This is a genomic window from Bifidobacterium primatium, assembly GCF_002802875.1.
In the GTDB taxonomy this organism is placed as follows: Bacteria; Actinomycetota; Actinomycetes; order Actinomycetales; family Bifidobacteriaceae; genus Galliscardovia; species Galliscardovia primatium.
The window spans coordinates 392,516-419,101 of sequence record NZ_PEBI01000002.1 but is presented as its reverse complement, the minus strand read 5'-3'; the positions used below and the strand labels follow the sequence as shown (position 1 = coordinate 419,101).

The window sequence follows — 26,586 nt, the reverse complement described above, 5'->3', positions numbered from 1 at the left end:
TTCTCGCAAGCGAAAGACTTCACACGAATAATCAGCAACTCAAGGAAGAGGAGAAAAGGAAAATGACCACTGCAACAGTGAATCCGACTCCCGCAAACACCAAGTCGGAGAAGTGGCGTTATGTAGGCGGCTTCATGGCCTTCGCCGTGCTGTCCGGCGTCGCGTTCTTCGGCACCATGTCGGTGCTGGTCCCGCAGCGTCTGCGCGCGGACCTCGGCATGGGCGCCACGGAATCGACCGCCGCGCTCGGCGCCATCAACTCGGCCGGTTCGATCGCCTCGATCTTCATCGCGCTGTTCATCGGCGCGCTCTCCGACCGTACCGCCAGCCGTTGGGGCAAGCGTACCCCGTGGATCTTCACCGGCGCGTTCATCTACGGCATCTGCTTCTGGTCGCTGAGCCGTCCGTCCACCGCCGTGCTCATCGGCATCTTCTACGTCATCGCCCTTATCGGCCTGAACATGGTGCAGGCACCTATCTACGCGTTGATCTCCGACCGTGTCGAGGAATCCAACCGTGCTACCGTCTCCGCTGCCATCGGTGGCGGCGGCGTGATCGGCCAGGGCATCGGTACCCTCATCGGCTCCCGCTTCATCGAGAACGTCGAGGTCGGCTTCATCTGCACTGGTCTGTGCGCTCTCGCCGCCGGTGTGCTCGCCGTGGTCATCACCCCGAAGGAGCCGTCCTCCAAGGACATGGTGAAGGACACCTCCAAGCCGATGTGGAAGGTCATCGTCGAGTCCCTCACCCCGCCGCTGAAGGATTGCGGCGACTTCTACCGCGCGTTCATCTGCCGTACCTGCCTCATCGTCGCCTACCAGATGATCTTCAGCTACCAGCTGTACATCCTGACCGACCACATCGGTGAGAGCACCAAGCAGGCCGCCGTCTCCATGTCCGTGATCTCCGTGCTCACCATGGTCGCCTCGATGGTCGCCTCCCTGATCTCCGGCCCGATCGCCGATGCCCTCCACCGCCGCAAGGCCCCGATCGCCGTCGCCTGCGCCGTGTTCGCCATCGGTCTGGCCATGCCGTGGATCTTCCCGACCCAGATGGGCATGTTCCTCTTCGGCGGCATCGCCTCCTTCGGTTACGGCATGTACCTCTCCGTCGATCAGGCTCTGAACGTCGACGTGCTGCCGAACAAGGAGACCGCCGGCAAGGATCTCGGCTTCATGAACATCGCCACCTGCGCCGGCCAGGCCATCGGTGTGGCGATCACCTCCAGCATCGTCGCCGCCACCGGCTCCTACAACTTCGTGTTCCCGACCGCCATCGCCATGGCCGCGATCGCCGCGATCGCCGTCCTCGGCATCAAGCGAGTCAAGTAACACCCACCTGTTGGTGCCCCGGCAAAGTCGGGGCACCAATCCCAACCAACAGACTTACCGTTTCCGTCCATCCCTCCCCCGAGGCCCTGCAGCCCAAAAGGCAGCAGGGCCTTTTTCACATTCCGCCGACGCCGCCACACGCACTCTTCGGATACTCCATCCCAAGCCACCCAAAATCCTGTGAGTCGTTCAATATCAATCACTGCGGCAGACAGCGGCGATGCCCATAATGGACGACACCGCATTGGAGCGGATTTCTCGCCATAATCCACGAGAATCACGGCGATTCCGATGGACCGCGTTGTGAAATCAGCGATTTGCGTCGCAGTCCATGAAAATACCGGCGTTCTCGATGGATTGCGTTGCAAATCGGTGGTTTTGCAACGCAATCCATCAGAATTTGGTATTCGTGATTTTGGGATTGTTGGAATCATGCGGTTTTGAGCAATCGATAATTCTGAATGTCAGGACCGCGCCGCAATTTACGCGAAATGCGACGCGGTCCATGGGAATCGACCCGTTTTTGATGGACGGCGGCGCGATACGGGCAAAATGCGGCGTAATCCATGACGGCCGACGCAACACGACAAATCACGACGACGCTCCCGATGAACCACGGCGGCATTTTCTAGCGAATATCATCCTCAGGGATGATTGCGGGAGTTTGCACGCGGCTTTCAGGTTCGCTCCAGATTCGGCGGAGATGACGTCCGTAGATTGAAGACGTTCCACGCATGCGACCGTCCGGCAGGATCCGTTCGGCATGGTCGTCCGGAGGCCGTCGTCCGACACGACCGTTCGTAGGCCATCATCCGGCACGATTACCCGACTTGGCATGCGCGTAATCGTTTCGTCGAAAGGCCCATCATGCAGTCCATCGCGCAAGCCATCAGATCGCTTCTGCCCCGGCAGTCCCGGCAATTCCGGCAGTCCCAATCCCAATCCCAGAAACCGCAATCGACGCCGACCATCAGCCGTACCTGCGGCCGCACCCGCCGTACCATGCAGACCGTGTGCAGTGCCGTCGTCGCCGTCGCCATGACCGCGACGGTGAGTATCGTCGCGTTCTCCTCGCAGCGGGCGGCCGCGAAGACCAGCGCCAGCGCCGACATCGAGAAGATATACACCGAGGAATACCAGACTGCGGCACAGACCAAGATCGACGAGAAGAAAACGTCCGGCACATGGACGGCCGACCACATGCTGGTGGAGAACAATCCGTACGGCACCAACACCACGTCGCTGTACGTGTATTTCAAGACCGACGACATCGTCAAGGTCTCCTATACGGTGAGCGCCCCGAAGACCGACTACCCCGACTTCTCGGCCACGCCGTCGGGCGGCGACAGCTACTCCACCGTGCATGAGTTCCAGGTGCTCGGCCTCATCCCCGGCAAGGACAACGACGTCACCATCACATTGACCAAGCGAGACGGCAGCACCACCACCAGGACCATTCATCGCAAGGCTCCGGCCACCATCGGAGGCGAACAGATCCAGCTCGACCATTCCGTCACCGAAACGGGAACGCAGACCGAATACGCCGGCACGATGGGCAACGGCCTGTACGCGGTGCTCGGCAACGACAGCAACGAGCAGGACCTCATCTACCTGTACGACGACTATGGCGTGCTGCGCGGCGAGATCCCCATCCTCTATTATCGTGCGCAGCGGCTCGTCTTCAAGGACGGGCTCATGTACTACAGCGCGTCCACGCACGACATCGTGGCGATGAACAAACTCGGCCGCATCGAGAAGTTCTACAATCTCGGCAGCCGGTACATACTCCACCACGACTACGTGTTCGACGACAGCGGCAACCTGCTCGTACTCGCCACCGATATGAAGGGCAATTCCGTACAGGACAAGGTCGTGCGCGTGAACCTCGCATCCGGCAAGACCACGCTGGCCGTGGACATGGGCACGCTCATGGCATCGTACAAGGCCGGCACCAAGCACGACGCCGACGCCAAGGCCACGTCGACGGATTCCGGCTCCGACGCATGGGACTGGATCCATCTCAACACCATCCAGTACGTGAGCGACGACAACAGCATCATCGTCAGCTCGCGCGAGACGTCGTCGGTCATCAAGATCGACGACGTGAGTTCCAAGCCGACGCTCAAGTACATCATCGGCGAGAAGACGTTCTGGCAGAGCACCGACTACGCGAAGTACAACCTCACCAAGATCGGTGATTTCCCCAGTTCGGGAGGCCAGCACACGGTGACGTATGTGAAGGACGATTCACTGCCCGAAGGCCAGTACTACATCTACATGTTCAACAACAACGGCGGCGTGAGCTCGACGACCGACTACGACTGGTCGCAGATCCCCGGCATGGTGACGGAGCTGGCGTCGCGGGACACGAGCAACAAATCGTACTTCCAGAAGTATCTCGTCGACGAGAAGGCGGGCACGTACAAGCTGGTCAAGCGCTTCGCGGTGCCGTATTCGGGCTACATCAGCAGCGCCGAGGAGTATTTGGACGGCACAATCATCACCGAGTCGGGCATCAAGGGCACGTGGGGCGTATACAACTCGGATGGCACGCTGCTGCGCGACTACACGATGAAGATCAACAGCGCGTTCATCTATCGCGTGTTCAAGTACGATTTCAAGGGATTCTGGTTCGCGTAGCGGCACGGCGAAGCAGCCCGTAAAAAACGCAGACCGGCGCAGAAACAGGGGCGGATGATCCCGATATCCGGAATTCACGGTGCCTTATGGTCGTTTTCACGGCGAAGAACGACCATAAGGCACCGTTAAAGTCCCGGCTTCCCTGGTTCCGAGATACGCGAAGGGGCCTCTCCCGTTCATGGGAGAGGCCCCTTGTCATGCCGATATCAGACGGATGATCAGCTGTGGAAGCCGGTGTAGTTCGGGGCTTCCTTGGTCATCACGATGTCGTGCGGGTGGGATTCACGCAGCGCGGCGTCGGTGATGCGGATGAACTTGCCCTTCGTCTGGAGCTCCGGGATGTTGTGGGCACCGACGTAGAACATCGTCTGGTGCAGGCCGCCGACCAGCTCGTACAGCACGTAGTTGAGCGGTCCGCGGTAGGGCACCTGGCCTTCGACGCCTTCCGGCACGACCTTGTCGGCGGTGGTGACGTCGGCCTGGAAGTAGCGGTCCTTGGAGTAGGACTTCTTGCCACGCGGGGCCATGGCGCCGAGGGAGCCCATGCCACGGTAGATCTTGTACTGCTTGCCGTGCAGCAGCACCTTCTCGCCCGGAGCCTCCTCGCAGCCGGCGAGCAGGCCGCCGAGCATCACGGAGTCGGCGCCGGCCACGAGGGCCTTGCCGATGTCTCCGGAGTAGTGGATGCCGCCGTCGGCGATGCACGGAACGTCGAATTCCTTGCAGGCGCGGGAGGCCTCGTACACGGCGGTGAGCTGCGGGACGCCGACGCCGGCGACCACGCGGGTGGTGCAGATGGAGCCGGGGCCCACACCGACCTTGACGGCGTCGACGCCGGCCTCAATCATGGCCTTGGCGCCGTTGTAGGTGGCGATGTTGCCGCCGATGATCTGCACGCCGTCGAAGGCGTGGTCGGCCTTGATGCGACGGATCATGTCGAGGGCCAGACGGGCCTCTCCGTTGGCGGTGTCGACGACGAGCACGTCCACGCCGGCCTCCATGAGGGCGGTGGCACGCTGCCAGGCGTCGCCAAGGAAGCCGATGCCGGCGGCCACGCGCAGACGACCCTGCTCGTCCTTGGTGGCGTCGGGGTACTGCTCGGTCTTCACGAAGTCCTTCACCGTGATCAGGCCGGCGAGCTTGCCGTTGCCGTCGATGAGCGGGAGCTTCTCGACCTTGTGCTGGGCGAGCAGACGGTGGGCGTCCTCCTTGGAGATGTCGGCCGGGCCGGTGATGAGGTTCTCCTTGGTCATCACGTCGGAGACGCGGAGGCTGTCGTAGTCGTCGGGGTTCACGAAGCGCATGTCGCGGTTGGTGATGATGCCGACCAGGTGGTCGTCCTTGTCGACGACCGGCAGGCCGGAGACGTGGTAGGCGGCGCACAGCTTGTCGAGGTCGGTCAGCGTGGCATCGGGCTGCACGGTGAGCGGGTCGGAGATCATGCCGGACTCGCTGCGCTTGACGATGTCGACCTGGTTGGCCTGGTCCTCGATGCTGAGGTTGCGGTGGATGACGCCGATACCGCCGTTACGGGCCATGGCGATGGCCATCTGGGCTTCGGTAACCGTATCCATGGCGGAGGAGAGCACCGGGGACTTCATGGTGATCTCGCGCGTCAGGCGGGTCGAGGTATCGACTTCGGAGGGAATGACGTCGGTCTCGTTGGGGAGCAACAGAACGTCATCATAGGCCAGTCCAAGCTGCTGGAATGGAGTGGCGAGCGGTTTGTAAGTGGACTCTTGTTCTGAAGTGTTAGAAGCCATAGATTTACTCTATAGGCGTGCGTAGACCTCATTACCATTTCGTGTCTCGGACACGAAATCGACATCTCAGTCCTCGAAACGATCGCGCTTCGGCGGGTCGACATACGGAACGCGCGACGTGGCCGCCGTATGAATCTCCGCGGCGAGCACGATGGCCGCGCCGATCAGCAGGAACACGGCGCACAGCTTGGGATCGAGCCACTGCGCGTCCTTGATGCCCAGCAGCACCGCCACGACGATGCCGACCTTGATCATCCAGCCCAGCAGGAACCATGTCAGGTACGCGGCGGGGCGCAGATGCAGGCGGCTGAGCACCGACACCAGCACCGGGTTCGACAGGCAGAACAGAATGACCGCGACCAGCGCCATGACCGCCGACCAGATGCCGTGCAGGCCGGAGAACATGTAGCCGGCGATGGCGCTGACCACGGCGAAGACGCCGATGAACAGCAGGCTCTGGTAGATCGCGCGGTACATGAGCTGCCAGACGGTCTCCTCCCCCACACGCGGCGGCTTGTGGAACAGTCCGCGGCCCTTCGTGCCTTCGGAGCCGGAAGCAGTGCCGTCCGTCGTCTCGGTATGCGCAGTCTTGTCGGTGAGATTCGTTTCGTCGCTCATATTCGATGCTCTTTTCTTCCCGTTGTCCGTCATGCCTGGCCGCGCGTATGATTCGTGCCGTCATACGCGACCTGTGGTCACTGGGGTCTTCCGTGCTTTCCGGTAGACACCGTATCCGTGCTGTGTTTCGGCCGGCCCATGTTCTCCCTGGCCGGGTCGCGCGATGCGGCCAATGCCGCGTTCTCCGCGCGCAACTCCGGTATACGCCTACGAAAATACGGGTAGAGGGTGGCGAATGTCAAGACCACGGTGGCGATGGCGAAGCCGATGAGGACGTACTTCACGGGGAAGAACAGCACCATGATGGAGCCGAAGGAGATCAGCGCGGCCCAGCCCCACAGAATCAGCACGGCCCCCTGCACGGTGTGCCCGATCCGCAGCATGCGATGATGCAGGTGCATGCGGTCGGGGTGCATGGGCGACTGGCCCTTCGCAAGACGTCGCGTGATGGCGAGACACATGTCGAGCACCGGCAGGAACAGCACGAGGATCGGCAGCAGAATCGGCATGAACACCGGCAGGTAGATGCTCGCGTGGATGGTGGTCGGGTCGAGACGGCCGGTCATCACGATGGAGGCGCAGGTGACGAGATAGCCGAGCAGCATGGAGCCGGAATCGCCCATGAACAGCTTGGCCGGATGCCAGTTGTGCAGGATGAAGCCGATGCAGATGCCGACCAGCGCCACGTCGATCATGGTGGCCATCGAGGCGTAGCTCGGCGAATTGCGCGCGATGATGTACGAATATATGGCGAAGGCGACGCCGCCGATGGCGACGATGCCCGAGGAGAGGCCGTCGAGGCCGTCGACGAAGTTCACGGCGTTGATGGACGCCACGATGAGTATGGCGGTGATGGCCATCGACATGCTCGGCGAGGCCGCGACCAGGGAGCCGAACGGCAGCGACACCACCTGCAGTCCGCCCCATGCCACGAACACGGAGATGATGAGCTGTCCGGCGAGCTTGAGCATCCAGTCGAGGTCCCAGCGGTCGTCGCATACGCCGAGCAGGCATATGAGCACGGCGCCGATGGTGATGACCCATGGCTGCATGGTGTTGTGGAACAGTCCGCGCGTCAGCGACATCTTGCTGGCGAAGCACATGGCGACCACGAAGCCGAGCATCATGCCAACGCCGCCCATGCGCGGGGTCGGCACGGTATGCACGTCGCGCGCACGGACCTCGCCGACCGCGCCGAACTCGATGGCCAGGTGGCGGATCAGCGGCGTGAGCAGGAATGTGGCGCCGCCCGCGATGGCGGCGATGAACAGATAGACCCTCATGCGCGCTCCTCTCCGTCCTCGTCGTGACCTTCGGTGCCGGCGTGCCGGCCGGCCGTCATATGCAGTGCCTGGCGGATGCGGTTCTGGTCGATCACGCCCTCGCGCAGAATCGCGATGCCGTCGCGACCATGGATGTCTGCGGCCACCACGGTACTCGACAACGGACCCGGCGTGGGACCTCCGTCGAGGTACAGGGCCACGGAATCGCCCAGCGCGTCGGCGGCCTGCTGTGCGGTCTGGGCCGAGTCTCCGCCGGAAAGGTTGGCGCTCGATGCGGCAAGCGGGCCGGTGGCGCGCAGGATGCGCAACGTATCACGCGAATCAGGCACGCGAATGCCCTGCGTGCGGCTCGGATGCATGTTCGGATCGACGCGGACGGTCGCCAGCGGGCATCCGTCACGGGCCACGCAGATCGGCGAGAACGCACCCGGCAGGAACCGGCGGGACAACCTGTCCAGCGGCACGGGAAGATCGAGCGCATAGTCGGCGAGCTCGTCGACGGACGAGAACAGCACCTGCAGCGATTTGGCCGCGGGACGATGCTTGGCGGCGAAGATCTTCGCCACGGCATCGGGGTTCCTCGGATCGCAGGCGACGCCATACACCGTGTCGGTGGGCACCACGATGATTTCGCCGGCGCTGATCGCCTCGGCGGCCAATCGCAATGACTCTTCGTCGATCGGCATGATTCGGGCCATATATTCCTCCCGTGTCCTTAAGCCTCACCATTGCACCACTGCGTGCCGACGATGGGCGGGCACGCCTGTCGACCCATGAATTATGATACGTTAAGAACGTTCTAATGAGAGCGCACACATACATATTGCATATACTAAGGAAGTGCATGATGAGCGAAGAAGCCCAATTCACCGTTCCCCCCGTCGAACCACGCACGCCGCGCGCCAGCGAGCGCGAGGAGATGCTTTCCGGCAAGCTGTACGATGCGTCCGATGCCGAACTCGTCGAACTGCGCAAGAAGGCCGGCGACCTGTGCACGAGGTTCAACTCGCTGTCGCGCAACGACGAGAAGACCCGCGCAGAGGTATTGGATGAGTTGCTGCCGGGTCATGGCGAGGGGCTCGACGTGATGGGGCCGGTGTTCTTCGACTACGGCATCCATACGACGATCGGCAAGCGCGTGTTCGCGAACTTCAATTTCACCGTGCTTGACTGTGCGCCGGTGACGATCGGCGACGACGTGCTGTTCGGACCGAATGTGTCGCTGCTGCCGCCGATGCATCCGCTGCGCTGGCAGGACCGCAACGTGCGTCAGCGCGAGGACGGCACCTTCTACGACTACGAATACGGCAGGCCGATCGTCATCGGCTCGAACTGCTGGTTCGGCGGCAATGTGACGGTATTGGGCGGCGTGACCATCGGCGACGGATGCGTGATCGGCGCCGGAGCCGTGGTGACGAAGGACATTCCGGCGAATTCGGTGGCCGTGGGCAATCCGGCCCGCGTGATCAAGACCATCACCGACAAGGACGCCAGCGTCTATCAGGATTACGCGCAGTAGGCCATTACGCGCAGTAGGCCGCGAACAGGTATCGCGGCCTGCCGGCGAGGTCGTCGCCTGTGCGGGCGTCGGCGAATCCGTGCGCGGCGGCGTATTCACGCAGCGCCTCGCCCTGCGAGATGTCGTGTTCCATGACGAGTGCGCCGCCGTCGCGCAACAGCGCCGCCGAACGGTCGATGATGCGTTCGGGGATGCGCAGTCCATCCGCCGAGCCGCCGTATAGGGCGAGCTCGGGGTCGTGGTCACGGACTTCGGGCTGTTCCGGCACGTTGGTTTCGGGGATGTACGGCGGATTGGATATCACCAGGTCGATGATGCCGTCGAGATCACGCAACGTGTCGGCGTCCGTGGCGTCGCCGAGCGTGAGATGATAGCGGTCTTCGATGTCCGGATGGTCTGCGGCCACGCGACGTCGGTTGCGCTCGGTCCACGCGTGGGTGGTTTCGCTCAGCTCGACCGCCCAGACCTCGCTGCCGGGGATTTCGACGGCGACGGACAGGCCGATGACGCCGCTTCCGGCGCACAGGTCGACGACCTGCGGATGATCGATTCCACGCTCGGAAAGCCAGTCGATTCCGGCCTGCACCACGGTTTCGGTTTCCGGCCGGGGGATGAACACGCCCGGTCCGACTTCGACGTCGATGTAGCGGAACGGCGCATGACCGACGATGTATTGCAACGGCTCGCGTGAGACGCGTCGGGCCATCATGGTGTCGAACGCGGCCTCGTCGAGGGGCAGGGCGTCGCCGAGCAGTATCGCCTTGTCCACGTCGCGCGGTTCCACGCCTGCGGCGTGGGCGAGCAGCAGCTTCGCATCGAAGGCCGGCGTATCGATTCCCGCCGCAGCGAGCCGACGCGCGGCCTCTTTAAGCGTTGCGGCGATGTTCATGTGTTCCGCCATGGCGGTATCCCTCCCCTCAGCCTCGCTTCGCGAGCCAGCTCCCCTCAGCGAGGGGAGCCATTGGCGGCGCCTTCAATCTCATGCCGCGAGCCAGCGTCCCCTCCATGAGGGGAGCCATTGCCCGATTTCCCTATTCTGGCTCCCCTCAATATTGAGGGGAGCTGGCCGCCGCAGGCGGTCTGAGGGGAGTTATCCCCAATATGCCATGCGCGCGGTCACTGCTTGTCGGCGGCGGCGAGACGGGCGGCCTCGTCGGCCTGGATGTCGGAGTCGATGACGGCCTGCAGGTCGCCGTCGAGCACCTGGTCGAGGTTGTACGCCTTGTAGTTGGTGCGATGGTCGACGATGCGGTTCTCGGGGAAGTTGTAGGTGCGGATGCGTTCGGAACGGTCGAGGGAACGCACCTGCGAATGACGCATGTCGGCGGCCTCGGCGGCCTCCTGCTCGTGCTTCATGGCCAGCAGGCGGCTCTTGAGCACGCGCAGCGCGGCGGCGCGGTTCTGGATCTGCGACTTCTCGTCCTGCATGCTCACCACGATGCCGGTGGGGATGTGCGTCATGCGCACGGCGGAGTACGTGGTGTTCACGGACTGGCCGCCGGGACCGGAACTCATGAAGATGTCGATCTTGAGGTCCTTCTGGTCGATCTGAATCTCATCGTCGTCGTCATCGGCCTCGGGGAACACGATGACGCCGGCGGCCGACGTCTGGATGCGTCCCTGCGATTCGGTGACGGGCACGCGCTGCACGCGATGCACGCCGCCCTCGTACTTGAGCGACGCCCAGACGCCGTCGGCGGGAGCCACGGCGCCCTTGGCGCGGATGGCCACCTGCACGTCCTTGACGCCGCCGAGCTCGGTGCCGTTCTGGCTCTGGATCTCGGTCGCCCAGCCTCGGCGTTCGGCATAGCGCATGTACATGCGCAGCAGGTCGCCGGCGAACAGTGCGGCCTCCTCGCCGCCGGCGCCGGCCTTGATCTCCATGATGGTGTCGCGCGCATCGTCGGGGTCACGCGGGATCAGCGCGGTACGCAGCTTCTCGCGGGCGTCGGGAATCTCGACCTCAAGACGCTTGGCCTCCTCGGCGAAGTCCGGGTCCTCGGCGGCCATCTCCCTGGCGGCCTCGTAGTCGTCGTTCAACGACGTGTAGCGCTGGTATGCGGAGACGATGGCGCTCAGTTCGGCGTGACGACGGCCGAGCTTGCGCATCTTGTCGGGGTTGGAGGCCACCTCGGGCTGGCTCATCTCCTGCTCGATGCGGTGGTACTCCTCCAATGCGGTCTTCGCCGCGGGGAACTCTTCTGCCATGATCGCCTTTTCTATAGGGAAGTCGTCTATCGGGAAGTCTTAGTAAGTCTTTTCAAGCATACAAAAACGCCAGCCCGTGGCGGAAACAAGCGTTTCCACACGGACTGGCGTTGCAACGTCTGCTACTTGGCCTTCTTGCCGTAACGCTTCTCGAAGCGGGCCACGCGACCACCGGTGTCCAGAATCTTCTGCTTGCCGGTGTAGAACGGGTGGCACTTCGCGCACACATCGGCCGTGATGTGGCCGGAGGTGACGGTGGAGCGGGTGACGAAGGTGTTGCCGCACGAGCACACAACCTCGGTCGGCACGTATTCGGGGTGGATACCCTTCTGCATAGTTAACTCCTAAGGATCTATTTCAGGACCGGGTCGCCACGCCCCTACGGCGCAACGTGAACCGGAACCTTCGAGATTATACGCGAGCGGGCGGACGAACGCAAAAACAGGGATGGCCCCGATGCCGGGTCGCCGTCAACGCTTCCCCCGGCGATCCGAGGCCGCACCGCCGAAACGGGTGAACCGGCATGCATACCAGAGTTCGGCGACCGTCTGCGGATCGGCAAGATCGACGGAAAGGGCCTTGGATATCCTCGCCATGTATTTCGTGACGGTGTGGCGATGCAGGCCGAGCGCGCGGGCGACCTCCTCCGCCCGCCCCCGGCAGCGCAGCCACGTGCGCAGCACGTCCACGGCATGCAGGGTCATGCCCTCCCCGGAGCCACCGGCCGGCGTCTTCCTCCCCGACGAACGCGTGTTCTCGCCGTGGGGGCCGACCGACAGATTGAATTCGAGCGATGCGATCGGCGCGAGCTTGAGGTCGGCGAAGGCGCGCATCTTGGACGGCTCCACCATGTTCTCCAGCGAGCCGCCGCCTTCGGACTGGCCGTACCGCAGCGACTGCTCGCCCGAGGTCATCGCCTCGGACGCCGCCTGGTACGCCTCGTGGCGGGCGCGCGGCAGGTCGCGCCAGATGCATCCCGACGACTGGCCGACGACCACGCGCGAGTCGCGCAGCAGGCTCGTCATCCACTCCCCCGCGTTCGACTGCGAGACCACGGCCCAGAGATCGCCCTCGATCATGCCGAACACGGCCGGGTTCATGTTCTTGGCCAGAGACTTCCTGAACGGCTCGAACAGACGCTGGGCCGTCTCCAGGGCCTCCTGCTCGCCGGTGACGCGCAGCACGGCGAGCGGTTCGGCCGGCATGCCGTCCCACAGGTCGGAGGCATACGGACGCACCATCTCCGCGCCGCCTTCCAGGCATTGGCGCACCATGGCGGAGCGCAGACGGCCCAACGCGCGGTTGGCGTCGGCGGAGCTGCTGATCGCCAACGACAGCAGGGCCGCCGCCTGTGCGACCAGGGGATGGTCGAGCGTGCCCTTCTCGCCGCGGTATCCGGCCACCAGGTAGCCGAGCGTCTGGCCGGTCGGGGAGACGATGTGGAACACGGCGATGTCGTAGCCGCGCATGGCCACGAACTTCGCCTCGCCGAGCGTGCTGAACGTGAGGGTGTCGCCCAGCGCGGATATCTCGATGGGCAGGAAACGGTGCGACGACTCCACGACGGCGCCCGCCGGGTTGAGCAGTGCGGCCCAGCCTCCGATGAGCTCGGCAGTCCTGGAGATGATGGTGCTCACCGGATCGAGCGTATGCACGGAGCGCATGAGCTGCTGCTGATTGCGGTACAGGCGGGCGAACCCCTGCTGCTTACTGTCGGCCACGCCGCGCGAGATGGTCTTGGTGATGGCGATGAACGAGATCTCCAGCGGCACGGAGAACAACGGCATGTCGCTCATCTCGCACTGTCTGACCAGCCATTCGGGGATGTCCGCATGATGGACGCCCACGCCGAACCCGATGCCGCGAATCCCGGTGTCGGCCAGACGCGCCACATACCGGCGGAACCGCTCGTCCGGCGCGTCCTCCGGCATGAGCAGTCCGGTCAGCAGCAGCAGTTCGCCGCCCTCGAGATACGGCGTCGGGTCGGCGGATTCGGAGGAATGCACCCAGGATATGGGGGTGTCGATGGCCCCGGCGGCCCCCTCCACCACCAGGGAAAGCTTCAGCGAGCGCTGTTCCAACAACGTGTTGAGGGTGATCGGCATGGTTCACATCATATCAATCGATATACGGCGCCAGTCAATCGTTTCCACTACGAAACACATAATCATGGACAGAGCGTCCACGTTTCCACGCTATTTGCTCCAGCGCGTCCATGCCATGACGATTTTCGGGAAATTATCTTGAGAGCCAACGAACGCAGACCACGAAACGAAAAGAGTCCGCCATGACCACGCCGAACATGACAGCACAACGCATCCAACCGCAGTCGATGGCAACCGCAGCCGCCAACATCCTCGACTCCGCCAAGCCGGCCGAGCCGGCGCTCAAGCGCACGATGGGACTGCGTTCCGTCGTCCTGCTGGGTCTCGCCTACATGTGCCCAATCATCGTGCTCGGCACGTTCGGCGTGATCGCCGCCGCCTCGCGCGGCGCCACGGCCATGAGCTACACGGCCGCCACGATCGCCATGCTGTTCACGGCGGGCAGCTACGGCCGCATGGCCGTGCTCCACCCCGAAGCCGGCAGCGCCTACACGTACGTGGGCAAGACGATCAGCCGCAAGCTCGGATTCCTCGTCGGCTGGGCCGTGCTGCTCGACTACATGTTCCTGCCCATGGTGGTGTGGCTGATCGGCGCATCCTATCTTTCGGCGCAGTTCCCCGCCGTGCCGATCTGGGCGTGGGTGCTCGGCTTCATCGTGCTGACCACGGGCATCAACATCGTGGGCCTGAGCGTGGCCGACAAGGTCAACTTCGCGCTTATGTCGTTCCAGGCGGTCGTCATCGTGGTGTTCGTGGCCCTTTCCATCCGCTCCGTGCTCGGCGGCACCGGAGCCGGCACGCTGGTGAGCGCCGAGCCGTTCCTCGGCCAGGGCTCCTCCCTTTCCGCAGTGGTCGCCGGCGGTGCCATCGCGGCCTACTCCTTCCTCGGATTCGATGCCGTCACCACGCTGAGCGAGGAGACGAAGAACCCGAAGAAGACGATGCCCCGCGCCATCCTGCTCATCGCCGCGGTCGGCGGCCTCATCTTCATCGCCGTCTCCTACTTCACCCAGCTGGTGCACCCCGGCGGCGTGTTCATCGACGAGTCCTCCGCGGCCTATGAGATCGCCGCGCAGATCGGTGGCAACCTGTTCACCTCCGTGTTCATCGCCGGCCTGTGCTTCGGCCAGTTCACCTCCGGCATCGCCACCCAGGCCAGCGCGTCCCGACTGCTGTATGTGATGGGCCGCGACGGCGTGCTGCCCAAGAAGTTCTTCGGCCGTCTCAGCGCCAGGTTCGACACCCCGGTCCCGTCCATCCTGCTCGTCGCCGCCGTGGGTCTGATCGCCATGTTCCTCGACGTGGCCACCTCCACCTCGTTCGTCAACTTCGGCGCCTTCACCTCGTTCACGCTCGTCAACGTCTGCGTGATCGTGGCCTACGCCAAGGCCGATGCCGCCACCCGCAAGGAATACTTCTCCGGCGGCGTGCTGCGCAACATCCTCCTGCCGATCCTCGGCGCACTGTTCTGCCTCTACCTGCTCGTGCACCTCGACATCCACGCCCTCGTGCTCGGCCTGTCCTGGCTGGTCATCGGCGTGGTGATCCTCGCCGTGCTCACCAAGGGCTTCAGGAACGATCCGCCCGAGTACACGCACGACTGACCGGTCGGCCCTCGTGGCCGATCATCAACACTTGGCCTGCCGCTCAGCTGCAGCAAACCGCGCGGCAGGCCACCAAACCAAACACAACGATCAGACATCGAATTTTTCATCAATCAGAAAGGAAACAACCATGTCAGTCCCTCAGGTCGCCCGTAAGATCGCAACCGCCATCCCCGGCCCGAAGTCCCAGGCCCTCGAAGAGGAGCACAAGCAGTACGTGAGCGCCGGTGTCGGCCAGCTCATGCCGGTCTTCGCGGAGAGCGCCTCCGGCGCCACCATCACCGATGTGGACGGCAACCGCTTCATCGACCTCGCCTCCGGCATCGCCGTGACCGGCGTGGGCAACTGCGCCCCCGAGGTCGTCAAGGCCGTGCAGGACGAGGTCGCCAAGCTCACCCACACGAACTTCGCCACCACCCCGTACGCCAACTACATCGAGGTGTGCAAGAAGCTCGCCGAGCACACGCCGGGCGATTTCGCCAAGAAGAGCGTGCTGGTGAACTCCGGCGCCGAGGCCGTGGAGAACGCCATCAAGATCGCCCGCAAGTACACGGGCCGCTCCGCCGTCGTCGTGATGGAGAACGCCTTCCACGGCCGCACCAACCTGACCATGGCCATGACCACCAAGTCCATGCCGTACAAGCAGGGCTTCGGCGCCTTCGCCCCCGACATCTACCGCGTGCCGTTCAGCTACCCGCTGCGTGACGGCTTCGGCTCCGACGGCGCCGCCGCCGCGAAGGCCGCCGCCGCGAAGATCGAGCTGCTGGTGGGCCACGAGAACGTCGCCGCCATCATCGCCGAGCCCGTCCAGGGCGAGGGCGGCTTCATCGTCCCGGCCCCCGGATTCCTCTCCGGCCTGGCCGACTGGGCCCACGAGCACGACGTACTCTACATCTCCGATGAGATCCAGGCCGGCTTCTGCCGCACCGGCAAGTGGTTCGCCTGCGAGTACGACGGCGTGACCCCGGACCTCATCACCACCGCCAAGGCGCTGGGCGGCGGCATGCCGATCGCCGCGGTCACCGGCCGCGCCGAGATCATGGACAGCGTGCAGGCCGGCGGCATCGGCGGCACCTACGGCGGCAACCCCGTCTCCTGCGCCTCCGCCCTCGCGGCCGTCAAGCTCATGGAGGACAAGGGCCTGCCGGCCCGCGCCGCCCACATCGGCGAGCTGGCCGACGCCGCCCTCAAGCCGCTGGTCGACGAGCTCGACACCGTGGCCGAGGTCCGTGGACTCGGCGCCATGATCGGCATCGAGTTCGTCAAGCCCGGCTCCCTCGAGCCGAACAAGGAGCTGGTCGGCCGCATCGCCAAGCGCACCGTCCAGGAGGGCCTCATCGTGCTCACCTGCGGCATCAACGGCAACGTCATCCGTCTGCTGCCGACGCTGACCATCACCGACGAGGAGTTCGGCGAGGCGCTCGACGTCCTCAAGGAGATCATCACCGAGGAAAGCGCCAAGTAAGGCAAGCGATCCAACCGCGATACCCGCAACAACGAATGGCGTCGGCCGGAGGCCAGAGGAATCGGCCTCCGGCCGACGCCGTCTTCGGCGGCGAAAGCCGCCATATCATCGTATTGACCACCGGTCGATTCCATATATAAAAGGACATCATCATGAAACTGCTTACCGTCGGACCGAAGGACATCTTCAGGTTCCCCACCGTCGAGGCGTTCGCCAAGGAGTTCGAGCTCGGCGAGAAGGACCTCGTCGTCAGCATCGAAATGATCTACGAGAAGTTCCTCAAGCCGTATCTCAACGGCGCGAACGTGCTGCTCGTCGACAAGTACGGCAACCAGGAGCCCACCGACGTAATGATCGACGAAATCATCGCCGACGCCGGCAAGTTCGACTACGACCGCATCGTCGCCATCGGCGGCGGCGCCGTCATGGACATGTCGAAGATCGTGGCCGTGGCAGGCGGCGCCAGCATCGACGACGTCATCGACCATCTGCCCGACTTCAAGCGCAAGGTCGGTCTCGTGCTCATCCCCACCACCTGCGGCACCGGCAGCGAGGTCACCGAGATCGCGGCCATCAACCGCACGCGTCTCGGCTGCAAGGCCGGCATCGCCGGCCCCGAGATGTTCGCCGACCACGCCGTGCTCATCCCCGAGCTGCTGTACGGCCTGCCCGACCATGTGTTCATGACCAGCTCGCTCGACGCGCTCGTCCACTCTGTCGAGTCGACGCTTTCGCCGAACTCCACGCCGTACACGAAGCTGTTCGGCTACGAGGCCATGAAGACCATCCTCAACGGCTACAAGGCCATCGTCGAGGCCGGCGAACCGGGCAGCGAGGAGCGCCGCGCCAAGCGCAACGAGCTCATGGACGACTTCCTCATCGCCTCCGACTACGCGGGCATCAGCTTCGACACCGGCGGCTGCGCGGCCGTGCACGCGCTGAGCTACCAGCTGGGTGGCAAGTACCATGTGCCTCACGGCGAATCCAACTACGCGATGTTCACCGGCGTGCTGCGCAACTACATGGAGATCAAGTCCGACGGCGAGATCGCCAAGCTCAACGCCGTCATCGCCGACGTGCTCGGCTGCGACGTGGCCGACGTGTACGACGAGATGGAGAGCCTCATCAACCAGCTGCTGCCGAAGAAGGCTCTGCACGAGTACGGCGTGACCCGCGAGGACCTGCCCGAGTTCACCGAACGCGTGATGACCACGCAGGAGCGTCTGATGCGCAACAACTTCGTGCCGCTTGACGCCGACCGCGTGCGCAAGATCTTCGAGGAGCTGTACTAGGCGACACTAGCCCCGCAAGCTTCCGCGATCGCGCGAATCCCCCTTGGCCCTCTCTTCGGAGAGGGCCTTCTGCGTTTCGGCGAGCTGCGAGGCGAGCATGTCGATCTTGGCCTCGAGGCGGGCGGCGCGCTCGTCGTCGTGGCGGCTGTCCTCGTCGAGTTCACGGTTCACGCCCGCCTGCAGCTGCTTCGCGAGATTCGCCTGGTTGCCCACGGCCACGCGTTCCATGATCCACGAGGCCACCATGGCGGAGACCACGCCGATGAGCGTGATGCCGCCGAGCATGAGCGCCGCCGCGATGAGCCTCCCCTGCCAGGTGACCGGCGCATAGTCGCCGTATCCCACCGTGGTCATCGTGACGAACGACCACCATACGGCGTCGCCGAAATCGTCGATCTGCCGATGCGGCGCGAACCGCTCCACATCGTAGATGGCCAGCGACCCGACGTATATCATCATCGACACCGCGCCGATCACGTAGACGGTGATCCGGCCGCGCAGCGCCATGCCCGACGTGCGGTTGAGCATCTTGAGCACCATGAACAGGCGCAGCAGCCGAAGCGGCCGCAATACGGGCAGCACCACCGACGCCAGGTCGAACAGATGGCGGAAGAACCACATCTGCCGGTTCTCCGCCAAGGCCAGGGACACCACGTAATCGACGACGAACAGCGCCCAGATGACGTTCATGACGATTTCCGTGGGCATCGTGTTCTCCGGCCGGGCCAGCACCTGATACGAATACACGACGAGGAACACCACGGCCGCGGCCGTCATCGGCCATTCCGTGCGCCTGCGCCATTGTTCCAGCGTCATCGACGGGAACGTCGTCGTTCTGTCGGTCATGATTCCAGCGTAGCCGAACGACGGCATGGGCATCCGTGCATCGGCGATTCACCTTCAATTGAACAAAGGTTCATCCAGATGAATGGACATTTGTAAAAATCGGTGGTAGACTCATAACCACAAGGCAGCCAACGACGGCGGCCCCTTCACAATCCAGTGAATAATCAGAAAGGCACAGCCCATCATGTCCCTCACCCAGGCTCAGCTCGCCAAGTACATGGACCACACGCTCCTCAAGGCCAACGCTACCGCCGAACAGATCGACAGCACCGTGGCCGAAGCCATCAAGTACAACACCGCATCCGTATGCATCAACCCGTATTGGATTCCGCGCGTCTCCAAGGCCCTCGCCGGCACCGGCATCGCCACCTGCACCGTGATCGGATTCCCCCTCGGCGCCAACACCACCGACGTGAAGGTGTTCGAGACCAATGACGCCATCGACAAGGGCGCCGACGAGATCGACATGGTCATCAACATCGGCGAGCTCAAGGGCGGCAACGACGATGTCGTCCTCGCCGACATCAAGGCCGTGGCCGACGCCACCCACGCCAAGGGCAAGCTGCTCAAGGTGATCATCGAGACCGCGCTGCTCACCGATGACGAGAAGGTGCGCGCCTCCAGGCTCACCGTCGAGGGCGGCGCCGACTTCGTCAAGACCTCCACCGGCTTCTCCACCGCCGGCGCGACCGCCCATGACGTCAAGCTCATGCGCGAGACCGTGGGCCCCGACTTCGGCGTCAAGGCCGCCGGCGGCATCCACAGCCTCGCCGACGCCTACGCCATGATCGAGGCCGGCGCCACCAGGCTCGGCGTCTCCGCCTCCGTGGCCATCCTCGAGGAGGCCGCGCAGCAGTAAGTCGCGCACGAGACGCGACATCCCACACTTCGGGAGGCCGGCTCTTTTTCTCTCCCCGAGCCTCCCGAACACGAATCACATTCGCTCATCTTTTCCTATGATTTAGATTCTTCTGTCTTTCAACGGCGAAAGGAAGCCTTCCCATGGCATACACCTACAAACGCGTCCTGGCCATCGCGCTGGACTCCATCGGCATCGGCGAGGCGCCGGATGCCGCCAGATTCGACGACGTCGGCGCCGATACGCTCGGCCACATCGGCGAGTTCTTCAACGGCGGCCTGCATCTGCCCAACCTCGCCCGCATCGGACTGGGCAACATCCGCGCCGACAACCCCATCAAGGGCGTCCCCGCGGCCGAACCGGCCGTCGGCTGTTTCGGCAAGATGACCATCACCTCGCACGGCAACGATTCGCTCGACGGCCACTGGGAGATGATGTGCCTGCCGGTGAAGTTCGAGATGGCGACCTTCCCGAACGGCTTCCCGCAGAGCATCGTCGACAAGCTCGAGAAGTTCTCCGGCCGCAAGGTCATCGTCAATAAGCCGTACTCAGGCACCGAAGTCATCCATGACTACGGCGAGCACCAGATGGCCACCGGCGACCTGATCCTCTACACCTCGGGCGACTCGGTGCTCCAGATCGCCGCCCACGAGGACGTGATCCCGATCGATGAGCTGTACCGCATCTGCGAGTACGCCCGCACGCTCATCAACGGACCCGAGATCGTGATGGGCCGCGTGATCGCCCGCCCGTACGTAGGCCCCGACAAGGACCACTTCACCCGCACGTCGAACCGCCACGACTACGGCCTCGAGCCCATCGAGCCGACGGTGCTGGACTTCCTGCACGACGCCGGATACGACGTGCTCGCCGTCGGCAAGACCAACGACATCTTCTCCGGCCACGGCATCACCAAGGGCTGGCGCAACAAGAGCAACATGGACGGCATGGACCATGTGGACGAGGCCATGGCCTCCGACTTCACCGGTCTGTGCTTCACCAACCTCGTGGACTTCGACGCCATGTACGGCCACCGCCGCAACGCCCAGGGCGACGGCGAGGCGCTCATGGCCTTCGACGAGCGTCTCGGCCACGTGATGGAGAACATGCACGACGACGACCTGCTGCTCATCACCGCCGACCACGGCAACGACCCCACCTACAAGGGCACCGACCACACGCGCGAGTTCGTGCCGATCCTCGCCTACTCCCCCGGGATGACCAACCCCGGCACGTCGCTCGGCATCCGCGAGACGGCCTCCGACATGGGCGCGACCATCCTCGACAACTTCGGCGTCGAGGGCAATGGCAACGGCACGAGCTTCCTCGCCCAGGTCGGCTGACCTACGGTCCCCGACCAGTCAATAACCGATCAACCAGCCAAACGTCACCATCATCGAAAGGACCATCATCATGGCAACTCCCCACATCGAAGCAGAACCGGGCGATTACGCCGACGTCGTGCTCATGCCCGGCGACCCGCTGCGCGCCAAGTACATCGCCGAGACGTTCCTCGAGGACGTCGTGCAGGTCAACGGCGTGCGCAACTGCCTCGGCTTCACCGGCACCTACAAGGGCCATCGCGTCTCCGTGCAGGCCAGCGGCATGGGCATCCCGTCGCTGTCCATCTACACCAACGAGCTGGCCACCATCTACGGCGTGAAGACCATCATCCGCGTGGGCTCCTGCGGCGGCATGGCGCCGGACGTCAAGCTGCGCGACGTGCTGCTCGCCTCCGGCTCGACCACCGACTCCGCCGTGGTGACCAACACGTTCGGCCACGGCGTGCACTACGCCCCGCTGGCGAACTTCGAGCTGCTCGACACCGCCTACCACGTGGCCAAGAAGCAGGGCGTCGACGTGAAGGTGGGCGACATCTTCGCAGCCGACCGCTTCTACAACGACGAGCTCGACATGAAGAAGCTCGCGGACTATGGCGTGCTCGGCACCGAGATGGAGTCGGCCGGCCTGTACCTGCTTGGTGCGAAGCTGGGCTTCCGTGCCCTGTCGATCCTCACCGTCTCCGACCTCATCTTCGGCGAGGGCAAGACGACGAGCGAGGAGCGCGAGAAGACCTTCAACGACATGATCACCATCGCGCTGGAGACCGCCATCGCATAACGCGCGAGGCGTCATCCAGACGCAGCCGACGACCGGACGGGAGACAGGCATGAACACCCAGGCGAAGAAGACCCGCGACGCCCTGAAGGTGGCCAAGCTGTACTACCAGCAGGACTACAGCCAGAACGACATCGCCAAGGCCATGCACATCTCCCGCCCGACCGTCTCCCGTCTGCTGCAGTATGCGCGGCAGACGGGCCTGGTCCGCATCGACATCGCCGACCCGCTCGGCGAGGCCCCCGACCTCGCCGATGCGCTCGAGCAGCGGTACGGCCTGAAGAAGGTCATCGTGGTGCCGATGACCAACATCGCGCCCAAGGACCGGCTCGACACCGTCGGGCAGGCCGCCGCCGACTACATCGAATCCATCGTGCGCAGCGACGACGTCATCGGACTGGGATGGGGCCGCACGCTCTACGCCATCGGCACGCATCTGGCCCCGAAGGACGTGCACGACGTGTCCGTCGTGCAGATCAAGGGCAGCATCTCGAACACCGAAAGCAACAACTACGCCTTCGAAAGCGCCAACGCCTTCGCCGCGGCGTTCCACACCCTGCCGCAGTATCTTCCACTGCCGGTGATCTTCGACCGCCGCGAGACCCGTGAGCTCGTGGAGCAGGAGACCTACATCTCGCATATCTTCGACATGGGCAGGCGCGCGAACATCGCCGTCTTCACCGTGGGCTCCGTCCAGGATTCGGCGCTGCTGTTCCGCCTGGGATACCTGACCCGCGACGAACGCGACCGGCTGCGCCGCGAGGCCGCCGGCGACGTGCTCTCCCGGTTCATCGACATCCGGGGCCGCATCGTCGACGACGACATCGACGCCCGGACGATAGGGCTCCGCCCCGAGGAGCTCAAGACCAAGCCGCACAGCATCCTCGTGGTCTCCACGCCGGTCAAGGTGCCGGCGGCCCACGGCGCCGTCGTGGCCGGATACGCCAACACGCTCGTCATCGACGAGAACAGCGCGGCGGACCTGCTGGAATATGGCGACTGAACCGACGTTCATCGTCGATGACATCACAATTGAACAAACGTTCTTAAAACGACACGCACATTTGTAAAATCCACGGTTTTGATTTACCGTTTTATCATCATCAGGCAAAGGAGCCATCATGAGAATGATCGACGTCATCGACGCCAAGCGCAGCGGAGGAACCCTGACCAAGGAGCAGATCGACTTCTTCGTCGAAGGCTACACCAACGGCGAAATCCCCGACTATCAGGTCAGCGCCCTGCTCATGGCCATCTGGTTCAACGGCATGACCGCCGACGAGACCCGTGACCTGACCATGGCCATGCTGAACTCCGGCGACCGTCTCGACCTGAGCGACATCCCCGGCAAGAAGGTGGACAAGCACTCCACCGGCGGCGTCGGCGACAAGGTGAGCATCCCGCTCGCCCCGCTCGTGGCCTCGCTGGGCATCGTCGTGCCGATGATCTCCGGCCGCGGCCTCGGCCACACCGGCGGCACGCTCGACAAGCTCGAGGCCATCCCCGGCTACACCGTGGAAATCGAGGAGGACGCCTTCAAGCGTCAGCTTCGCGACGTCGGCTGCATCATCGCCGGAGCCACCGGCAACATCGCCCCCGCCGACAAGAAGATCTACGCGCTTCGCGACGTGACCGACACCGTGGACTCCATCCCGCTGATCGCCGGTTCCATCATGAGCAAGAAGATCGCCAGCGGCACCGACGCCCTGGTGATGGACGTCAAGACCGGCGCCGGCGCGTTCATGAAGGACGAGAAGGACGCCGTGGCGCTGGCCCACGCGCTGGTCGACATCGGCAAGGGCGTCGGCATGGACTGCATGGCCGTCATCTCCGACATGAACCAGCCGCTCGGCCTCGCCATCGGCAACGCACTGGAGATCGAGGAGTCGATCGCCGTGCTGCGCGGCGAAGGCCCCGCCGACCTGACCGACCTGGTGCTGACCATCGGCAGTCAGATGGTCGTGATGGCGGGAGAGGCCGCCGACCTCGACGAGGCCCGAGGCAAGCTCGAGGCGAAGATCGCCGACGGCTCCGCACTCGAACGCTTCCGCGCGATGATCGAGGCGCAGGGCGGCGACGGACGCGTGATCGACGATCCGACGATCATGCCGCAGGCCAAGTACCGCATCCCGATTCTCGCCGACAAGGACGGCGTGATCACTGGCATGCGAGCCGACGAGATGGGCATTGCCTCGATGATGCTCGGCGGCGGCCGCTCCACCAAGGACGACCAGCTCGACTACGCGGTCGGACTGATGCTGAACCACAAGGTGGGCGACGAGGTCCATAAGGGCGACGTGCTGCTCACCGTGCACAGCGACCGCGAGGACATCGCGGACGTTGAACGACTCATCCGCGACAACATCACCATCGGCGAGGAGGCCGAACCCATCACGCTGATCCACCAGGTCATCGTCTGACATCCGACGGTCGAGGCGGGTGGACCGCGTCACAATCACGGGCTACCGTGGATAGTGCAAACGCTTGAGCGATCAAGAACTGCAATGAGAAAGAATTAAGGAAGGGATCACATGTATCTCGCGATCAACATCGTTGGCCTACTGGTCTTCCTGGCCTTGGGCTGGGTATTCTCCCACGACAGAAAGAACGTCGACTTCAAGTCCGTCGGCTGCATGGTGGTGCTGAACCTCGTCATCGCCTGGTTCCTCACCAGCTTCGAATGGGGCCGCGCCGCCGTGAAGGCCGCCGCCGACGGCTTCGCCGCCATCGTCAACATCTCGTACAAGGGCGTCAACTTCGCCCTGGCGAACTGGGTCGGCGCAGACGGCACCAACCCCGCCCCGGTGAACTTCATCGCCAGCGCCCTGCTGCCGATTCTCCTCATCGTGCCGCTGTTCGACATCCTCACCTACATCGGCTTCCTGCCGTGGATCATCAAGTGGATCGGCCGCGGCCTGAGCTTCGTCACCCGTCGCCCCAAGTTCGAGACGTTCTACGCCGTCGAGATGATGTTCCTCGGCAACACCGAGGCGCTGGCCGTCTCCAAGGTGCAGCTGCAGCGTATGAAGGCCGGACGTAACGTGACCCTGGCCATGATGTCGATGAGCTGCGTCACCGCCGCCATCATCGGCTCCTACATCCAGATGGTCCCCGGCGAGTTCGTGATCACCGCCATCCCGCTCAACTGCATCAACGCCCTGATCGTCAGCCACATGCTCTACCCGGTCACCGTCTCCAAGGACGAGGACGTCATCTACTCGCTGGGAGACCCGGCGTCCGAGGACGAGGTCGTCGAGCTCACCGCCGAGGAGCAGACCGCCAAGGACAAGGCCATCGAGGAGTACAAGGCCCTCCCCTGGTACAAGAAGCTCACCACGCACAACCCGAGCAAGCCGGTCAAGGAGCCGTTCTTCTCCTTCCTCGGCGACTCGATTCTCGGCAGCGGCAAGCTGATTCTCATCATCACCGCCAACGTCGTCGCCTTCGTGGCGCTGGCCGCCCTCATCGACGCCGGCCTCGGCATGATCTGGGACAAGCTCTCGCTCGAGTCCATCCTTGGCGTCGTCATGTACGTGCCGGCCTGGCTGCTCGGCCTCGACCCGGGCACCGCCTGGGAGTTCTCGCAGCTCATGGGCCTTAAGCTCGTGACCAACGAGTTCGTCGTCATGGGCCAGATCACCGGCGAGGTCGCCACCTACGCCGCCCACTACAAGGCCGTGCTGACGGTGTTCATCACCTCCTTCGCCAACTTCTCCACGCTGGGCATGGTCATCGGCTGCTTCAAGGGCATCGTCGACAAGGAGAAGAACGACGCCATCTCCAAGCAGGTCGGCCGCATGCTGCTCTCCGGCATCCTGGTCTCCCTGCTGTCCGCCGCCACCGTCGGCCTGTTCGTCTGGTAATCCGCAGACAATCCACGTAAGGGGCATTCCATGACCAAGAAGCTCATCCTCGATCTCGACACCGGCATCGACGACACCCTCGCCACCGCCTATGCGCTGGGCAGCCCGGAGGTCGAACTCATCGGCATCACCGGCACCTACGGCAACGTGCTGCTCGAACAGGGCGTGCGCAACGCCCTGGCGGTCACCGACCTGTTCGGACACCCCGAGGTGAAGGTGTACAAGGGCCTGCCGCATGCCAGCACCAAGGACTCGTTCGAAGTGCAGCCGGTCTCCGCGTTCATCCACGGAGCCAACGGCATCGGCGACGTCGACATCCCCGATTCGAACCGCGAGCCGGAGACCGAATCCGCCGTCGACTTCATCATCGACGCGGTGAAGACCTACGGCAAGGACCTCGTCTACGTGCCGACCGGCCCGATGACCAACATCGCCGCAGCGCTGGACAAGGCGCCCGAGATCAAGGACGAGATCGGCGGCATCGTGCTCATGGGCGGTGCGCTCACCGTCTGCGGCAATGTCTCCGCGTGGAGCGAGGCGAACATCTCGCAGGACCCGGACGCGGCGAACCAGCTGTTCCGCTCCGGCGCGCCGGCCACGATGATCGGCCTCGACGTCACGCTGCAGACGCTGCTCACCTACAAGGAGACGCAGCGCTGGCGCGACCTCGGCACGCCGGCCGGACGATTCCTCGCCGACATGACCGACTACTACATCAAGGCCTACGAGACCACGTCGCCGCATCTCGGCGGCTGCGGCCTGCACGACCCGCTTGCCGTGGGCGTGGCCGTGGACCCGAGCCTGGTGACCACGCTCGACATCAACATGCAGGTCGATGTCGACGGCCCGACCCGCGGCCGCACCATCGGCGACAACGAACGGCTCAACGACCCGGTCAAGACCATGAAGGTCGCCGTCGGGGTCGATGTGCCCAGGTTCCTCGACGAGTTCATGAACCGCATCACCGGACTCGCCAAGGCCTGATAAACAGACGGATTGACTCCCTGACCTTGAAAGCCGGGGAGTCAATTCGTTTTCGATTGCCGTCCGAGCGTTCACTGCCGCGGACGGC

The 26,586-nt window shown here is 64.0% G+C and carries 22 protein-coding genes; 13 read left to right on the top strand and 9 right to left on the bottom strand.

Features of this window, described 5'->3' with window-relative positions:
* Positions 1 to 62 precede the first annotated feature (62 nt).
* Positions 63 to 1,331, top strand: a complete 1,269-nt coding sequence (locus tag CS006_RS05585; protein WP_100510790.1) for an MFS transporter — start codon at positions 63 to 65, stop codon at positions 1,329 to 1,331.
* Positions 1,332 to 2,198: 867 nt separating this feature from the next.
* On the top strand, positions 2,199 to 3,971 hold the full coding sequence (locus tag CS006_RS05575) for an aryl-sulfate sulfotransferase (RefSeq protein ID WP_243386765.1): 1,773 nt from the start codon (positions 2,199 to 2,201) through the stop codon (positions 3,969 to 3,971).
* A 218-nt stretch (positions 3,972 to 4,189) separates the two neighbouring features.
* Here CS006_RS05575 and guaB read toward each other — a convergent pair whose 3' ends face one another.
* From guaB to CS006_RS05555, 4 genes are all read right to left on the bottom strand, one after another.
* Entirely contained in the window at positions 4,190 to 5,734 is a 1,545-nt protein-coding gene (guaB, locus tag CS006_RS05570; RefSeq protein WP_100510788.1) for an IMP dehydrogenase, read from the bottom strand.
* Between the two features lie 66 nt (positions 5,735 to 5,800).
* Entirely contained in the window at positions 5,801 to 6,352 is a 552-nt protein-coding gene (locus tag CS006_RS05565) for a Cg1360 family ATP-synthase-associated protein (RefSeq protein ID WP_100510787.1), read from the bottom strand.
* A 77-nt stretch (positions 6,353 to 6,429) separates the two neighbouring features.
* A complete protein-coding gene (locus CS006_RS05560) occupies positions 6,430 to 7,635 on the bottom strand; it encodes an MraY family glycosyltransferase (RefSeq protein ID WP_100510786.1) in 1,206 nt (401 codons plus the stop codon).
* Positions 7,632 to 8,333, bottom strand: a complete 702-nt coding sequence (locus CS006_RS05555) for an L-threonylcarbamoyladenylate synthase (protein ID WP_100510785.1) — start codon at positions 8,331 to 8,333, stop codon at positions 7,632 to 7,634. Before CS006_RS05555 ends, CS006_RS05560 begins: the two co-directional genes overlap by 4 nt.
* Positions 8,334 to 8,479: 146 nt before the next feature.
* Here CS006_RS05555 and CS006_RS05550 point away from each other — a divergent pair, with 146 nt between their 5' ends.
* Positions 8,480 to 9,154, top strand: coding sequence for a sugar O-acetyltransferase (locus CS006_RS05550; protein ID WP_243386763.1), 675 nt, complete (start codon positions 8,480 to 8,482; stop codon positions 9,152 to 9,154).
* A 4-nt stretch (positions 9,155 to 9,158) separates the two neighbouring features.
* Here CS006_RS05550 and prmC read toward each other — a convergent pair whose 3' ends face one another.
* From prmC to CS006_RS05530, 4 genes are all read right to left on the bottom strand, one after another.
* Positions 9,159 to 10,043 carry a peptide chain release factor N(5)-glutamine methyltransferase gene (gene prmC, locus CS006_RS05545; protein WP_100510913.1) on the bottom strand — a complete coding sequence of 295 codons (885 nt, stop codon included), beginning with the start codon at positions 10,041 to 10,043 and terminating at the stop codon, positions 9,159 to 9,161.
* Between the two features lie 227 nt (positions 10,044 to 10,270).
* Complete coding sequence (prfA, locus tag CS006_RS05540) at positions 10,271 to 11,362, bottom strand: peptide chain release factor 1 (RefSeq protein WP_165777264.1); 1,092 nt, start codon at positions 11,360 to 11,362, stop codon at positions 10,271 to 10,273.
* Between the two features lie 122 nt (positions 11,363 to 11,484).
* Entirely contained in the window at positions 11,485 to 11,697 is a 213-nt protein-coding gene (rpmE, locus tag CS006_RS05535) for a 50S ribosomal protein L31 (RefSeq protein ID WP_100510783.1), read from the bottom strand.
* A 135-nt stretch (positions 11,698 to 11,832) separates the two neighbouring features.
* Entirely contained in the window at positions 11,833 to 13,467 is a 1,635-nt protein-coding gene (locus CS006_RS05530; protein ID WP_100510782.1) for a PucR family transcriptional regulator, read from the bottom strand.
* Positions 13,468 to 13,649: 182 nt separating this feature from the next.
* On the opposite strand from CS006_RS05530, the gene CS006_RS05525 reads away from it, so the two are divergent.
* From CS006_RS05525 to CS006_RS05515, 3 genes are all read left to right on the top strand, one after another.
* Positions 13,650 to 15,071 carry an APC family permease gene (locus tag CS006_RS05525; protein ID WP_207760008.1) on the top strand — a complete coding sequence of 474 codons (1,422 nt, stop codon included), beginning with the start codon at positions 13,650 to 13,652 and terminating at the stop codon, positions 15,069 to 15,071.
* A gap of 130 nt (positions 15,072 to 15,201) precedes the next feature.
* Positions 15,202 to 16,536, top strand: coding sequence for a 4-aminobutyrate--2-oxoglutarate transaminase (gabT, locus tag CS006_RS05520; RefSeq protein ID WP_100510781.1), 1,335 nt, complete (start codon positions 15,202 to 15,204; stop codon positions 16,534 to 16,536).
* A 152-nt stretch (positions 16,537 to 16,688) separates the two neighbouring features.
* Positions 16,689 to 17,828: a 4-hydroxybutyrate dehydrogenase gene (locus CS006_RS05515; protein ID WP_100510780.1), complete on the top strand. Its 1,140-nt coding sequence runs from the start codon at positions 16,689 to 16,691 to the stop codon at positions 17,826 to 17,828.
* A 6-nt stretch (positions 17,829 to 17,834) separates the two neighbouring features.
* Here the strand turns inward: CS006_RS05515 and CS006_RS05510 are convergent, their stop codons facing one another.
* Complete coding sequence (locus CS006_RS05510; RefSeq protein ID WP_243386752.1) at positions 17,835 to 18,674, bottom strand: potassium channel family protein; 840 nt, start codon at positions 18,672 to 18,674, stop codon at positions 17,835 to 17,837.
* 184 nt (positions 18,675 to 18,858) lie between these two features.
* Between CS006_RS05510 and deoC the strand changes: the two genes are divergently transcribed.
* The 7 genes from deoC (at position 18,859) to CS006_RS05475 (ending at position 26,498) form a co-directional block, all read left to right on the top strand.
* On the top strand, positions 18,859 to 19,533 hold the full coding sequence (gene deoC, locus CS006_RS05505) for a deoxyribose-phosphate aldolase (protein ID WP_100510779.1): 675 nt from the start codon (positions 18,859 to 18,861) through the stop codon (positions 19,531 to 19,533).
* A gap of 143 nt (positions 19,534 to 19,676) precedes the next feature.
* The gene (locus CS006_RS05500) at positions 19,677 to 20,876 is read left to right on the top strand and encodes a phosphopentomutase (RefSeq protein WP_100510778.1); all 1,200 of its coding nucleotides are present in this window, start codon (positions 19,677 to 19,679) and stop codon (positions 20,874 to 20,876) included.
* A 70-nt stretch (positions 20,877 to 20,946) separates the two neighbouring features.
* Positions 20,947 to 21,654 (top strand): purine-nucleoside phosphorylase, encoded by a 708-nt coding sequence (gene deoD, locus CS006_RS05495; RefSeq protein WP_100510777.1) that lies wholly within the window; start codon positions 20,947 to 20,949, stop codon positions 21,652 to 21,654.
* Between the two features lie 49 nt (positions 21,655 to 21,703).
* Entirely contained in the window at positions 21,704 to 22,654 is a 951-nt protein-coding gene (locus CS006_RS05490) for a sugar-binding transcriptional regulator (protein ID WP_100510776.1), read from the top strand.
* A gap of 118 nt (positions 22,655 to 22,772) precedes the next feature.
* Positions 22,773 to 24,071, top strand: coding sequence for a pyrimidine-nucleoside phosphorylase (locus tag CS006_RS05485; RefSeq protein WP_100510775.1), 1,299 nt, complete (start codon positions 22,773 to 22,775; stop codon positions 24,069 to 24,071).
* Positions 24,072 to 24,182: 111 nt separating this feature from the next.
* Entirely contained in the window at positions 24,183 to 25,514 is a 1,332-nt protein-coding gene (locus tag CS006_RS05480) for a NupC/NupG family nucleoside CNT transporter (RefSeq protein WP_100510774.1), read from the top strand.
* Positions 25,515 to 25,544: 30 nt separating this feature from the next.
* Positions 25,545 to 26,498: a nucleoside hydrolase gene (locus tag CS006_RS05475; protein ID WP_100510773.1), complete on the top strand. Its 954-nt coding sequence runs from the start codon at positions 25,545 to 25,547 to the stop codon at positions 26,496 to 26,498.
* Positions 26,499 to 26,586 lie beyond the last annotated feature (88 nt).